Origin of the sequence: Pedobacter frigidisoli (assembly GCF_032678525.1) — a bacterium.
GTDB classification, from domain to species: Bacteria; Bacteroidota; Bacteroidia; order Sphingobacteriales; family Sphingobacteriaceae; genus Pedobacter; species Pedobacter frigidisoli_A.
Genome location: NZ_JAVTSE010000008.1, coordinates 62,096 through 77,061, shown reverse-complemented (window position 1 = coordinate 77,061; position 14,966 = coordinate 62,096). Strand labels below are relative to the sequence as shown.

General features: G+C 39.0%; 12 protein-coding genes. 2 read left to right on the top strand and 10 right to left on the bottom strand.

Translation table 11 applies throughout. The annotated features are described in order from the left end of the window. The first annotated feature begins 12 nt into the window (after window positions 1-12). Window positions 13-3,417: a glycosyltransferase gene (locus R2Q80_RS19095; RefSeq protein WP_316801133.1), complete on the top strand. Its 3,405-nt coding sequence runs from the start codon at window positions 13-15 to the stop codon at window positions 3,415-3,417. A 76-nt stretch (window positions 3,418-3,493) separates the two neighbouring features. Here the strand turns inward: R2Q80_RS19095 and ispF are convergent, their stop codons facing one another. After that, window positions 3,494-3,982 carry a 2-C-methyl-D-erythritol 2,4-cyclodiphosphate synthase gene (gene ispF, locus R2Q80_RS19090; RefSeq protein ID WP_316801132.1) on the bottom strand — a complete coding sequence of 163 codons (489 nt, stop codon included), beginning with the start codon at window positions 3,980-3,982 and terminating at the stop codon, window positions 3,494-3,496. A gap of 37 nt (window positions 3,983-4,019) precedes the next feature. Continuing rightward, window positions 4,020-5,210: a type IX secretion system outer membrane channel protein PorV gene (gene porV / locus R2Q80_RS19085; RefSeq protein ID WP_316801131.1), complete on the bottom strand. Its 1,191-nt coding sequence runs from the start codon at window positions 5,208-5,210 to the stop codon at window positions 4,020-4,022. A 537-nt stretch (window positions 5,211-5,747) separates the two neighbouring features. Here porV and R2Q80_RS19080 point away from each other — a divergent pair. Then, the gene (locus tag R2Q80_RS19080) at window positions 5,748-7,427 is read left to right on the top strand and encodes an SUMF1/EgtB/PvdO family nonheme iron enzyme (protein WP_316801130.1); all 1,680 of its coding nucleotides are present in this window, start codon (window positions 5,748-5,750) and stop codon (window positions 7,425-7,427) included. 78 nt (window positions 7,428-7,505) lie between these two features. Here the strand turns inward: R2Q80_RS19080 and R2Q80_RS19075 are convergent, their stop codons facing one another. From R2Q80_RS19075 to R2Q80_RS19040, 8 genes are all read right to left on the bottom strand, one after another. After that, window positions 7,506-8,006: an acetyl-CoA carboxylase biotin carboxyl carrier protein subunit gene (locus R2Q80_RS19075; RefSeq protein WP_316801129.1), complete on the bottom strand. Its 501-nt coding sequence runs from the start codon at window positions 8,004-8,006 to the stop codon at window positions 7,506-7,508. A 2-nt stretch (window positions 8,007-8,008) separates the two neighbouring features. Beyond that, complete coding sequence (locus R2Q80_RS19070; protein ID WP_410478768.1) at window positions 8,009-8,593, bottom strand: DUF4159 domain-containing protein; 585 nt, start codon at window positions 8,591-8,593, stop codon at window positions 8,009-8,011. Window positions 8,594-8,718: 125 nt separating this feature from the next. Further along, window positions 8,719-9,423: a 16S rRNA (uracil(1498)-N(3))-methyltransferase gene (locus R2Q80_RS19065; protein WP_316801128.1), complete on the bottom strand. Its 705-nt coding sequence runs from the start codon at window positions 9,421-9,423 to the stop codon at window positions 8,719-8,721. A gap of 8 nt (window positions 9,424-9,431) precedes the next feature. Further along, window positions 9,432-10,856 carry a hemolysin family protein gene (locus tag R2Q80_RS19060; RefSeq protein ID WP_316801127.1) on the bottom strand — a complete coding sequence of 475 codons (1,425 nt, stop codon included), beginning with the start codon at window positions 10,854-10,856 and terminating at the stop codon, window positions 9,432-9,434. Further along, complete coding sequence (locus tag R2Q80_RS19055) at window positions 10,856-11,407, bottom strand: inorganic diphosphatase (RefSeq protein WP_047800893.1); 552 nt, start codon at window positions 11,405-11,407, stop codon at window positions 10,856-10,858. Before R2Q80_RS19055 ends, R2Q80_RS19060 begins: the two co-directional genes overlap by 1 nt. A gap of 2 nt (window positions 11,408-11,409) precedes the next feature. Continuing rightward, entirely contained in the window at window positions 11,410-12,066 is a 657-nt protein-coding gene (locus tag R2Q80_RS19050; protein WP_316801126.1) for a DedA family protein, read from the bottom strand. A gap of 47 nt (window positions 12,067-12,113) precedes the next feature. Then, entirely contained in the window at window positions 12,114-13,487 is a 1,374-nt protein-coding gene (locus R2Q80_RS19045; RefSeq protein WP_316801125.1) for an NADH-quinone oxidoreductase subunit N, read from the bottom strand. Window positions 13,488-13,490: 3 nt separating this feature from the next. After that, window positions 13,491-14,954, bottom strand: coding sequence for an NADH-quinone oxidoreductase subunit M (locus R2Q80_RS19040; RefSeq protein ID WP_316801124.1), 1,464 nt, complete (start codon window positions 14,952-14,954; stop codon window positions 13,491-13,493). Between the last annotated feature and the right edge of the window lie 12 nt (window positions 14,955-14,966).

The following is a 14,966-nucleotide window of genomic DNA, read 5'->3' as shown; positions in this document are numbered from 1 at the left end:
CAGAACAGAAAAATGTCCGGAAAACAAATATTTCAAACTGAGACTAAAAAACGCTGGTATACTTTTACCTGGGTAAGCCGAACCTTATTTTTAGTTTTCATCGTAGCAATCCTTTGCGTTGCTTATACACTATCATCGGTTCAGGAGCCAGATTTACCTTTCATAAACACCAATTCTCCCCTTACGCAAAAGCAATTGGATAAGCTGAAGAAATCTCAGCAGTACAAAGCATTCGTAATCGAAAAATCCCGGTTGGAGAAAATCAGAAAAGACAGAGCGCTGCGTATTCTAACTAAACATGGAGATAAAAAACGCATCAACATGGCCTTTTACGTAAGCTGGGCGGCAACTAAAGATAAATCACTCGCGGATTTAAAAAGGAACATTGGCCATTTAGACATGGTTGCCACTGAATCTTTTTTCTTAAATGGCGACTCAATAGTTGATAAGGCAGATACCGCAGCTTTAAATGTTATACATGCAGGAAAAAAATCTGCTATTGCAGTAGTATCCAACTTCAACAAAGACCATTGGGATGGCAATGCGGTAAAGCGTTTGCTCAACGACCAGGCCGCTCAACAAAAACTGATATATAACCTGATATCCATTACAAAAAAATACGGGTACAAAGGTATAAACATCGATTTTGAAGAATTAGATCTGGAGAACAATCAAAGTTTCAATGCTTTCATGAAAAATCTATATGACCAGTTTCATGCAGAAAACCTGATCGTCTCTCAGGATATTTCTCCGGAAAACGACGACTATCAGCCGGAGGTGCTTCAGAAATATAACGATTATATCATTTTAATGGCCTATGATCAGCATACAGATCAAAGTAATGCCGGCGACATTTCCCATCAGGAATGGGTGGAAGAGAAACTGGATGACATTTGCACAAAGGTAGACCCAGGAAAAGTAATTCTTGCTTTAGCTTGCTATGGATATGACTGGCCCAACAAAAGTATTGGAAAATCGGTAACCTACGAGGAGGCCATGACTACGGCGGTTACCTTCAAAAGCAAGGTGAACTACAATCCCAACTCGGCCAATTTAAATTATAGTTATAATGACGGCAGCGGTATTAAACATGAAGTTTATTTTACAGATGCGGCAACTTATTTCAACCTGATCCGCAAGGCTGATGACTGGAATATTGCCGGAGTAGCACTGTGGAGATTAGGTTCAGAAGATAAACGCCTGTGGTCTTTCATCTCAAATGGTTTAAGTCTGGATACGCTTCAAAAAAAACCATTCGACCTACGAAAAATCTCTTCCCTCAACATGGGCGGAATATCATACATCGGCGACGGGGAAATCCTGGACCTGGTATCTACACCACGCCTCGGGGCGGTGAGGTTTACTCTAAATAAGGATAATTTTACCATTGCCGATCAAAAATACATGCGGTTGCCAGAGCAGTACGTGATTAAGCGTTTTGGTGAAGCTGATAAGAAAATTGCATTGACATTCGATGACGGGCCAGATCCGGTTTACACTCCACAGGTATTAAATATCCTTAAACAGGAACATGTACCGGGATGCTTTTTTGTTGTAGGCATCATGGCCGAAAAAAACATGGAATTGCTGAGACAGGAGTATGATTCCGGATACGAAATTGGCAATCATACTTTTTTTCATCCTGATATGTCTGCGATTGGCCCCAGGAGGGTAAAATTCGAGTTAAATGCTACGAGGAGACTTATTGAAGCCGTTACGGGCCACAGTACCATTCTTTTCCGTGCCCCTTTTAATGCTGATGCCGAGCCTCAGAATATTTCTGAGATCTTGCCAGTCGCACAAAGCCGCAAAGAAAACTACATAAACATTGGTGAATATATCGATCCTGAAGACTGGGAACCAGGGAAAACGGCAGATCAGATTTTTAATGAAGTAGTGAAACAGCACGAAAATGGTAACATTCTGCTGCTGCATGATGCGGGAGGAAACCGTGAAGCAACTGTGGCTGCCCTACCCAGAATTATCAGGTACTTTAAATCACAGGGATATACTTTTACAACCGTTGGAGATTTGATGGGCAAAAAAAGAGCTGAACTGATGCCTGCTGTAAAATCTGATGCAAACAGTGGATTCAGCGGATCAGGAGATTATTTCTTCATCAGCTTCTTCTACTATGCCAATATTGTCTTAGATATCGTATTCACAGTGGCCATTGTGCTGGCGATCTTAAGAACAATCTTCATTGCCTATCTGGCAATTAAACAGCGTAAAAAGGCAAAAAAATATGCACACAAGCTTATCGAAAACCCCTCAGTAAAAGTGAGCGTGATTATTCCTGCCTATAATGAAGAGGTAACGGCAGTCCAAACCATTAACAGCCTGCTTAAAACTACGTATCCTGATTACGAGCTGATATTCATTGATGACGGATCAAAGGATAAAACATTCGAAATGGTTCAATCCAGATTCGGCAACCATCCTCAGGTAAAAGTTTACCGGAAAGAAAACGGGGGAAAAGCTTCTGCTTTGAATTATGGCATCGCAAAAGCCGCATCTGATTTTGTAATCTGCATAGATGCTGATACGCAGCTTAAAACGGATGCGGTTAATGAACTGATGCGCTATTTTTATAGCGATAAGGTAGCAGCCGTAGCCGGCACAGTTAAGGTTGGAAACGCCAATAACATCATTACAAAATGGCAGTCTATTGAGTATACAACGGCTCAAAATATGGATCGGAGAGCATTTGATTTACTCAATACCATTACTGTTGTACCCGGAGCCATCGGTGCATTTAGAAAATCAGTAATTCTCGAGGTTGGCGGCTTTACCATAGATACCCTGGCTGAAGACTGTGATTTGACTATGCGCATCCTGAAAGCAGGCTACAGGGTTAAAAACTGCGACACTGCAATTGCTTACACAGAAGCTCCTGAAACAGTTAATATGCTTTTGAAACAACGTTTCCGCTGGAGCTTTGGCGTATTACAAAGTTTTTGGAAAAACCGTAAAACACTTTTAAATAAAAAGTATGGATATTTTGGGATGGTGGGAATGCCGAACATTTTGGTCTATCAAATCATTTTGCCGCTCTTTTCGCCGCTTGCAGATTTCTTTATGTTGTTATCCCTGATCAGCGGGCTATTTTCCTTAAGTACAATAAACAACCTGACGCTTACCGGTTTTTCTGGGATCCTCAGCCTCCACAATGGTTTCGGACAGGTATTATTCTATTATATTATTTTTATTCTGGTAGATATGTTTTTTGCTGCCATCGCTTTCAGAATGGAAAAAGAAAAACTTAAAAACCTGATTTACCTATTTCCGCAAAGGTTTTTCTGGAGGCAGCTCATGTACATCGTGTTATTCCGTTCATTTAGAAAAGCCATAAAGGGAGAGCTGGAAACATGGGGAACGTTAAAAAGGACAGGAAATGTTAAAGAAGCTAATGCCTAACCACATAAAAATCCGGCTCACCATTTAAAATGTTGAGCCGGCTTTTTAATTTTTTCTGTTAAATACGCTTCAAATATTAAACTACCTGATTCTTTTCAATCAAACAGACTGCATATGCGACTACGCCTTCTTCTCTGCCTACAAAACCCATTGTTTCATTTGTTGTGGCTTTTATAGAAATGTCTTCAGTAGAAATGCCGATTGCATTGGCAATATTTTCCTGCATGGCAGGAATATGAGGATTAATTTTGGGTGCTTCCAGACACAACATCGCATCGATGTTTCCAACTACCCAGCCTTTATCTGATAGTAATTTTACCGTTTCTTTAAGCAAAATTAAGCTGCTGATTCCCCGCCATCTTTCATCCGTATTTTTAAAGTGGAAACCAATATCACGAAGATTGGCAGCACCCAGTAACGCATCGCAAATGGCATGAAGCAGTACGTCTGCGTCCGAATGTCCAAATGCACCTTTATGATGTTCAAGGTTTACTCCACCCACTACGAAGGGGTGCTGGTCTTTCAGCTGGTGTACGTCAAAGCCGAAGCCTACTCTGATTTTCATGAAAATGTATTTTATGAGTTTTAACTAAAGCCGTAAGTTAATTTTTTACGATTTTCTTGTCGCCAAAGTTAAACAAAAGACCGAAACGTAAGGTATTGGCAAGGGGACTGGTTTGTGCATTAGCCAGCAAGTAAGAGAAATCAATATTAAAGACATTGTATTTTAGTCCTAAGCCCATAGTAAAATAGCGGCTATCACCTTTCATCGGACTCTGATAATTATACCCCGCCCTGATGGCAAACTGCTGATTGTACCAGTACTCCACACCTGTTGAAATACCAACCTCTTTCAATTCTTCACTAAAACCTCCTGGCGCATCGCTAAATGAACCGAAGATACCGGCAGGCACTGACCGGTTAGGATCCTTTCCGCTGATAATCTGTCCGCTTGAATTGTAAACAGGCTGAGTAGGAACAAGCAATTTATTGAAATCAACAGCCAGGGTGAAAGTACTAAATTCATCAACAATAAAGGTCGATGCGCCGCCTAGTTTGAAATTGGTTGGAAGAAAATAATTTACCCCTCCATCACTATAACTCATTTTTGTACCGATGTTGGATATATTTGCACCAGCAGATAAAATCGCATCTTTTCCGAACATATGCGTGTTAGTCTTATACAAACCGGACACATCTACTGCAACAGCATTACCACTTTTTACCTGACCTGATGAAACAAACTGACCTGATGCCAGGTTCGAATAAACATATCTAAGAGAAGATCCCAGTGAAAACTCTTCACCAAATTTTCTGGCAAAGGTTACATCAAGCGCAAATTCGTTAGGATTTGAAATGCCCAGATCTTGTTGATTAATATCAGTTAACTGAATTGAGCCCAAAGAAAAATAACGAAGGGAAGCACCAATTACGTTACGATCATTCAAACGGTAAAATCCACTTAGATAAGCCAGATTAATATCCGGAACTAAACTCTTTAACCAGGGACTATATGAAACAGAAAAACCGTATGGTTTTTCAAGAAATGCAAGTTTAGAGGCATTAATACTCGATGAATTCACATCCCCCGAAACAGCCACCCCTGCATCTCCCATAGATCCGGAACGCGCATCGGGAGTAATTAATAAAAAAGGAACCGCAGTGACGATGTTATTAGATTCGCTGCCATTTGTTTGAGTATTGCCTATAGTAACCTGTGCATTTGTTTTAGCAAATACAAAGGCCAGAGAAAATACCGAAAAAACAAGCTTACTAATATACTTGGGATTCATTCTTTAAAGGTACGTAATTTTAGATCTTTAGGAATTTAATTCGAAGAGATTATCCTCTTAACGTAAAACCGAAAGTTATATTTTACCAAATTACGAATAAACTGATTATTTACTAATTAAACCTACGATTTTTACATATGAATGCGATGCACGAAAGGTTAATACGATAAATACTAGGCCTTTATAAAAGAAAAAAATGAGTTATCGTGATCTGCGTTGGCTGTGGATAAGATGAAGAACTAAAAATTAATCAACTCATAATCCCTTAAATGGATAAATTAATCTAACCAAAACAGCTTCAATAATGTACTATTGAAATCCAGAGTATTTGACACTTAATACAAACTAGCTCCTTAATTTATAGTGTTTTACCAAAAATCGAAAATAAAAATTAAACAGACACAATACGAAATAAAATAATACGTTATGCCTTAAAAATATATTCAGTATTTTATTGTCACAATATTTATATATTCATTTAAATTTGTTTAATTTTATCGGTTGAAACCCCGTTGGGCGGCAATCCCTAGTATTTATATGAAAAAACTTATACTATATTCTTTTACTTGTTTGTCTTTAGCCGTTATGCTCACCGGTTGTAGCTCTAAAGGCGGTAACAGTTCTAGCAAAACAGGCATTCCTTATGCAGACAGAAAAAGCAAAAAGAACCAGTCTGGCGCTTTTGCTGTTGCCTCTCAATACAAGAGAGCACCTGGTCCCGGCCTGATCCCGATTGAGGGTGGTGTTCTAGTTGTTGGTGGTAGCGCCATTGAGGTACCAGGTGTTGAACCTAACATTTATAACTATAAAAGGCAGGTAACTGTACCTTCATTTTATATGGATGAAACTGAAGTATCAAATACCGACTGGCTTGAATACTTACACTGGATCAGATATAATTTCCCTGAAGATCAGGAATTTTATTATAACGAGCTTCCAGATACGCTGGTTTGGCGTCGTGCTTTATCTTATAACGAACCTTACGTAGACAACTATCTGCGTCACCCTGCTTACCGTGACTATCCGGTTGTGGGTGTATCCTGGGAACAGGCTTCGCGTTATTGTGAATGGAGAACTTCCCGTGCAAACGAATTTATTTTACGTGAAAAAGGGATTTTAACTGATTATAAAACACTAGCAGGGGGTGGTAGTGGCAGAAACAATAACACAACAGCTGCGGCAACACCAAAACCAACCAATCCATTTAATACTGACGCTTATTTAAATGGTCAGTATGATGATAAAGGTAAAAATGCTCCTGTTGATTATAACACTAAGTCTGGTGCTGCAACTACAACCGCTGGTGCAGCTGCAGGTGGCAGGGGAAATGCTCAGCCTAGAAGGACAGCAACTTTGGAAGACGGTGTAATTATGCAACCGTATCGTTTGCCAACAGAGGCAGAATGGGAATATGCTGCATTGGGCTTAATAGGAAATACAGAATACGAAAATATCAATCAGAATAAAATCTATCCATGGAATGGCCTCGGCGTAAGCTCGGCTAAGAAGAAAACCAGAGGTATGATTCAGGCCAACTTTAAAAGAGCTCCTGGTGATTATATGGGGGTTGGTGGTTCACTGAATGATAAAGGAGATTTGACCGTTCCTGTTATTCAGTATACGCCTAACGACTTTGGCTTGTATAACATGGCAGGTAACGTTAATGAGTGGGTAAATGATGTTTACAGAACAGGAACATTTACCGACGCTGATGCATTTAACCCATACCGTGGTAACTACTTCACGAATAAGAAACTTGAAGATAGCCAGAGTGGTAAGATCTCTTTAGATAAGTATGGCAATCCGATTAAGGAAAATGCTTACTCAGGAAGAAAACAGACATGGGCGGAAAAACAGGCACAGGCGAAACGTAGTGATTCAATTTCTAAATCAACTGATCCTCAGGCTCCGGTTGCAGCTGCTGCTTATCAGGCAGATCAGAGAGGTTATCGCGACAGACAAAATACTATTCTTAACGAAGAAGGTGTAACCTTGGTAAATGATAAATCAAGAGTATATAAAGGCGGATCCTGGAATGACATGGCATATTGGTTAAATCCGGCAACCCGTCGTTTCATGCAGCAAGATGAATCTTCTGCAGAAGTTGGTTTCCGTTGTGCCATGACTATGCTTGGCGCACCAGAGATTAGTACTGCGGGCAAAAGGAGCTTTAAAAATCCTCCTCAGAGGCCATATCGCGTGAGTAAAGGGAAATAAAATTAAATAAAAAGTCCCAATGAAAATTGGGACTTTTTATTTATGGGTTGTGTTAATATTAAATGTTACAAAACATGATCAACTAAAATGCATCAGAACCTGATTTTTATCCACCTTATCCCCAGGTTTTACGTTGATCTTATTAATGACCCCATCGGCTGGAGATTTTAAGATATTTTCCATCTTCATCGCTTCTAAAACAACCAGGCTTTCTCCCTTTTTAACCTCTGCCCCATCACTAACCAGTACTTTTAAAACCAATCCAGGCATTGGCGCTTTTACTTCTGAAACTTTGCTGGCAGCCAGATTATCCATCCCCAGCTGTTTCAATAACTGATCGAAATGATCTTCCAGAGAAACTTCATAAACGTTACCGTTGACTTTAATTTTACAAGACTTGCCGGCACGGTTTATCTCCACAACTTCAGTATTGAAAGACTTATTGTTGTGCAGTACATGCGCGGCAGAAGCATTGATTTTGTGGAGATCAAGCTGTATAGCCTTACCATCCACAAGAATTTGATCGCCTTTATTTTCTATTTCGTATTGAAAATTCCCGTTAACTTTTACTTTATACATATCTATCGGGTTAATGCATACTGAACCACATTAGCGCCCATTTTTAGGGCTTTTGTTCTGGTATCCTGTGTGTCTCCCGGATAGGTACCAAAATCCTCCCAGCCGTTGCCTAAATCACATTCATAAGTGTAGTAACAAACTACACGCCCCTTATAAATCAAGGCGAAGCCTTGGGGACGCTTATTGTCGTGTTCATGAATCTTCGGCAATCCGTTTGGGAATTTGTATTTTTGATTGTAAATGGCGTGATTGGCTGGTAGTTCAACAAAGTTCAATTCAGGAAAAACTTTCTTCATCTGGGGCCTTATAAACTTATCTAAACCATAATTATCGTCAATGTGCAGAAAACCTCCCTTACTTAAGTAAAGTCTTAGGTTGGCAACCTCCTGATCGCTTAGCACTACGTTTCCGTGGCCTGTCATGTATATAAAAGGATAGTTGAATAATTCCTTCGAACCCACTTCAACAATGCTTTCTTCCGGATAGAAATTAGTTTTAAGATTGCTATTACAATAAGCAATCAGATTACCAAGGGCAGTGCGGTCAGCATACCAGTCGCCACCTCCGCTATATTTTAGCTTAGCCATCCGGTAAGACGGAGGCACACTCGTAAACGCAACGGCCACAAAAACAATGCAGGCAATACCAAACGCCAATGTTGGCCTTAACATTCTGGAAAACTGAAAAGGAAATACTGGAAATTTCAAACTGACTATCGGTTAAGGTAATTGATTTCAAAACAAGCAGCAAGCGCAGCAGTCTCCGTGCGCAACCTGTTATCACCTAAAGTTAATGATTTAAAGCCTTTATTCAAAGCCAAATTAACCTCATCCGGTGTGAAATCTCCTTCAGGACCGATTAATATTAAATATTTCTTGCGTGGTTCTACCAAATCAGCAATATATTTTTTTTCCTCCCCATCTATGCAATGTGCAATAAGTTTATCCCCCTCAAAAGGAAGATTCACAAAAGTATGATAGGAAATGGCTTCATTCAGCTTCGGATGATAGGCTTTTATAGATTGCTTAACTGCCGACGTGATTACTTTATTTAATCTATCGTCTTTTACCACTTTCCTTTCTGAGCGATCAGTAATGATGGGCGTAATCTCATCGATTCCCAATTCGGTGGCTTTTTCCAGAAACCATTCAATCCGGTCAATATTCTTAGTGGGTGCTACAGCAATATGCAGATGATGATTACGCTTATGAAACTCCAGCTTCACGTCTGTGATTAGCAATCCTACTTTTTTGGGATTATCAGAAGTGATTTCTGCAGTATAAAAACCACCTTTTCCATCAACGAGATTAACAATTACCCCCACACCCAGGCGCAGGACGCGCACGCAGTGTTTACTCTCTTCTTCATTAAGCGTATAGGTACCTTGTGTGATGTCAGGTGTATAAAAAATATGCATAGTTGAATTTAGTGATTATCAACCTGATCTTCCTTATTAATTACCAACTCCAGTTTAATGGTTTCAATATTCTGCTCGGTCTTTTTCAAAATCGTAAACAGATACCCATACGATTCATTGCTTTCGCCAACCTCAGGAATACGTTCGAAAACGTGGGATACTAAACCACCAACGGTATCAAAGTCTTCGTCTTCTGGTAAATCATGTGGTAAATATTCATTTACATCATAAACCGTTGCAAATGCATTTACAATAAATTCGTTGTCTGAAACTTTTTCAACTAAGGGTTTTTCCTCATCATACTCATCCTGGATTTCACCGACAAGCTCTTCAACAATATCTTCCAAAGTTACCATACCCGCCGTACCACCGAATTCATCCAATACGATGGCAATCTGAATGCGGTTACTCTGGAGTTCACTCATCAAATCGTTGATCTTTTTCGTTTCAGTAACAAAGTAAGGTTTACGGATGATATCGTTTAAAGTCCACACCTGATTACCCGCGGCAACTAATGGCAACACGTCTTTTGCATGGATAATACCAACAATTTTATCCATTACATCATCATAAACCGGTAATCTGGAATATCCTTCCTTAATAATGATATCAATTACTTCCTCTTTAGGAGAGGTTAATTCAATGCCTGAGATTTTAGTTCTCGGCACCATGATATTCTTAACAACACGCTCATTAAAATCGAACACATTCTTAATCAGTTCATGCTCATTATTATCAAGCGCTCCGCTCTCTTTACCTTGATCAAGCAGATATTGTAATTCTTCGGTACTATGAATCGATTCATGACCAGCAGAGGTATCAATGCCAAAGGGCTTAAGAATAATTGCAGCAAGACTGTTCAAAGTCCAGATTGCAGGTCTGAATACCACGTAAAAGAGCTGTAAAGGAATAGCAATGAATAATGTTGTAGCTACAGGCCGTTGAATAGCGAAAGATTTAGGAGCCAGTTCGCCAAATACAATATGCATAATCGTGATTAGCGAAAAGGCAACGATAGTGGAAGCAGTGTGTATGGTCGCATCGCTTAAGCCCCATTGTAAGCTGTCAAAAAGATTTTTAAAGATAGTGTGCATAACACCTTCTCCAACCCAACCTAAGCCAAGGGATGCAAGTGTTATGCCCAACTGTGTAGCTGCCAGGTAACCATCCAGGTTATGGATGATGGATTTGGCCATTTTACCAACACGACTTCCTGTTTTTGCTTTAATTTCAATTTGCGATGCCCGGACTTTTACGATTGCAAACTCTGCTGCAACAAAAAATCCGTTTAATAACACCAAAAATAATGCGAGAAATAAACGCCAGCCAATTCCTTCTGTGTCGGTATCTTGTATAGCAACCAAAAGGGTATTTTGTGGCAGAATTGTACTCAGTTCAAAATTCGACAGTAAACAGACCGTGGGTAAATCCATTAAGCTAATTCTCTAAATGTTGTATTATAAAGTTCTATACTCTCTTTAATAACCTTGTGAGCATAGCGAACACCAAGTAAATGTTCAATAGTTACGTTTTTACCTTCCAATGCTTTATAATCCTGAAAGAAACGTACAATTTCTTTCATCTGGTGCGGTGGCAATTCATCCAAATCGTTGATGTAGTTAACCGACATGTCGTGAGCGGCTACAGCAATAATTTTATCATCCTGCTCACCATTGTCAACCATGTGCATTACACCAACAACCTTTGCTTCGATTAGTGTCATAGGATACACATCAACAGAACAAAGTACAAGGATGTCTAGCGGATCTTTATCATCGCAATAAGTTTGCGGAATAAAACCATAGTTTGCAGGATACATTACTGATGAAAAAAGAACCCTGTCTAACTTAATTAAACCAGATTCTTTATCAATTTCGTATTTTGCTTTTGATCCTTTTGGAATTTCAATAATTGCATTAACCGTTTCTGGTAAGTTGCTACCAGGAGATACGCTATGCCATGCGTGGTGATCGTCTTTTATCATTTTTAATTTAAATCTGTCTTTTCCTCTTCAGAGCTGTTAACTTTACTTTTTACAAAGGTAATCAATAAAGGGATAGTTGTGATAAGGATAAAGCCAATAATAATATATAATAAGTAATCGTTAATTTGTTTTTCGAATCTTCGGCCTAAAAAATAGCCAAGTAAAGTCAATGAACAGATCCAAAGTACTCCCCCTACAACATTGTAGAAAGCAAATCGTTTGAAATCTAGTTTAACTACACCAGCAAAAATTGGGGCAAATGTTCTCACTATTGGCACAAAACGTCCCATAATCAACGCAAAGGCACCTTGTTTGTTGTAATAAGCTTCTGCAGCTTTAAGATAACGTTTTTTAAAAAAGAAACTGTCTTTTCTGGTATACAATAACGGACCAGTTCTTCTACCGAACCAATAACCGGTAAAGTTGCCTGATATCGCTGCAATACATAGTCCGGCAAGCAAAAGGGCGATATTTACATCGAGCTTTCCTGTTGCCACAAACATACCTGCCAAAAACAAAAGATAATCTCCTGGAAGGAAAAACCCAAAAAACAGCCCTGTCTCCGCATAGATCACGAACACGACCAGATAGAAACCACCTTCCCTCAATAGCTTTTCGGGAGAAATAAGATGCTGAAGGTTAGTCCAAAAATCGTGCATATTTAATTATTCGTAAAACTACAAATAATTATCTAACAAGTGTATACCTATATCAGGTTTAAAATAATTGCCGGATAAATACCCAAAATTAAAGTAATTGCTACCGAAACAAGTAAAACAACCTTGTATTGACCTGGGGTCGAAAGCTCAGTTTCTGCTCCATCTCTAAACCATACCGCTACTATTACTCTAAAGTAATAATAGAAACCTACAAGGGCATTTAATATCGCGAAAGCAACTAATAAAGTCTGGTATTCGCCCATCACGTTTAAAAACATGAGGTATTTACCAATGAAACCGGCAGTTAATGGAATACCTGCGAGTGAAAGCATTGCAACAGTCAAGGCCAACGCCACCAATGGATTTTTCTTACCTAAACCATTAAAGCTTTCAAAACTATCACTCCCGGTTTTTTGCTTAACCAAAATTAATACAGCGAAGGCAATGATGGATGCAAAAGTATAAGCAGCGGCATATACAAGCACATTATTTTGCGATTGAGCACTGACCACCACCAATGAAAATAAGAGGTAACCAGCATGCGAAATACTTGAATACGCAAGCATTCTTTTAAAGTTCTTTTGAAACAAGGCAGTAACGTTACCTATAAATAGTGTAAGGCACACAATTACAATTAATGGTTGAACCCAGAAATCATGGAGTGGTTTAAATGCATCGCCAAACAGTCTTAAAAAAGCTGCAAAACCTGCTGTTTTAACAACTGTACTCATGAATGTGGTAATCAACGTAGGTGCACCCTCATAAACATCCGGAGTCCAGAAGTGAAAAGGAGCAGCACCAACTTTAAAACACAAGCCAATCATCATCAAAATGACGCCAGGATAAAAGATTGGAGAAATTGATGAGCTATGATCAACCAGGTAAGTTTGAATTTTATCTAAATCGAAAGACCCTGTCGCACCGTAAATTAAAGTAATCCCGAATAGTAGAAATCCTGTGGAAAATGCACCCATTAAGAAATACTTAAGCGATGCTTCATTAGAGGCAAAATCTTTTTTACGGATACCCGCCAGGATATATAAACTTACCGACATGATTTCTAATCCCACAAATAGCATCGCCATATTTTTGTAGGATACCATCATAATCATTCCCGCTAGTGCAAAAAGAATCAATGTATAGTATTCAGCGATATTCTCACTTTTCGAATTAAAATAGTTTTGCGTCAATAAGAAAATTAAAAGTGTTCCAACAATACAAACACCCGAAAATGCCAGAGCAAAATTATCAGTCTGCATCATTCCGAAATGAACGGCATTGCCATTCCACGCACCGAAAGTAAATCCCAATGCAGTAAGTAAGCCAACAACGGTAAGCGGTAATAATGCTCTATTTGCTTTAAACAAACCTGCATAAAGTACAATAAAAGCGGTTATACTAATGGTTATTATAATATTCATTGCTTAGTTTACTGATGTTAATTTTTGATTTACCTGTTCTAATAAATGTTGTACAGATGCCTCTGTTAAGTGCAAAAGTGGTTTTGGATATACTCCAAGTACAATGATTAATGCACAAATGATATAAAGAACCAATTTCTCAGTTCCCTGAATATCTGTAAAGGTGATCGTTAGCGAATTGGTTTTACCAAGCATTACGTTCTGATAAGTACGCAACATATATACCGCACCAAAAATGATGGTTAGGCCGGCAATCGCCGCTGCCCAGATACCGTACTGGTAAACACTCATCAGCAACAAGAACTCCCCTATAAATCCATTTGTTCCTGGTAAGGCAACCGTTCCTAAAACGATAATCAGGAAAGTAATGGCCAATTGTGGTGCAACTTTAGCAATACCACCCAATTCCTCAATTCTATTTGTTTTTACTCTTGAAAAGATGATATCAAGAACAAAGAATAAACCTACTACGTTGATACCGTGACTTAACATCTGAACCATCGCTCCCTGCAAACCTTGCTGGTTTAATGCAAAAATACCAGCTGCAATTAATCCAACGTGTGCAATTGAAGAATAAGCAACCAAACGCTTGGCGTCTTTTTGTGTGAAGGCAATAATAGATGCGTAAACAATGCCAATAATTGAAAGTATCATGGCTAAGCAAGTCCATTCTTTAACACCTGCTGGCACAATGGGCAATAACCATCTGATTACGCCATATATACCCATTTTCAACATGATACCCGATAATAGCATGGTTCCCTGAGCGGGTGCTGCTGTATAGGTATCCGGCTGCCAGGTATGGAAAGGGAAAATTGGCATCTTGATCGCAAATGCAATAAAGAAAGCCCAGAAAATCCAGCCTTGTTGTGCGTTGTCTAAATTTAAAGCATAAAAAGCCTGAATATCAAAATTATGAGCAGGATTTTGTAAGTACAGATAAATGATACCCATTAACATGAACAATGAACCTGCAATCGTGTATACAAAGAATTTCATATTGATGCGGATTCTGTCTTTACCACCCCAGAAAGCACAGATGAAATAAATTGGAATCAATGCAGCTTCCCAGCCAATGTAGAATAGAAAAGCATCCATTGCTGTAAATACCAATAACAATCCGGTTTGCATGAATAGCACTAGTGCATAAAATGCTGACGGATGCTGATAATCATGCTTATAGCTGGACAAGATGATAATCGGAATTAATAAGTTAGTTAACAAAACCACTAACATGCTAATGCCGTCAATTCCTACATGGAAACGGATCCCAAGATCAGCAATCCATGGTAAGTTGGCTTCAAACTGTGTGCTGGCATTCGGAATGAAGTTACAAGCGATAAACAAAGCCAGCAATAAAGAAGCAACCGAGAATACAGTTGAAATTATTTTGGCCGACTTACCCGAAAATGCCGTAATAATAGCACCTGCCAAGGGAAGAAATATAAGTAGTAAAAGTTGTTCCATTATATAATTTTG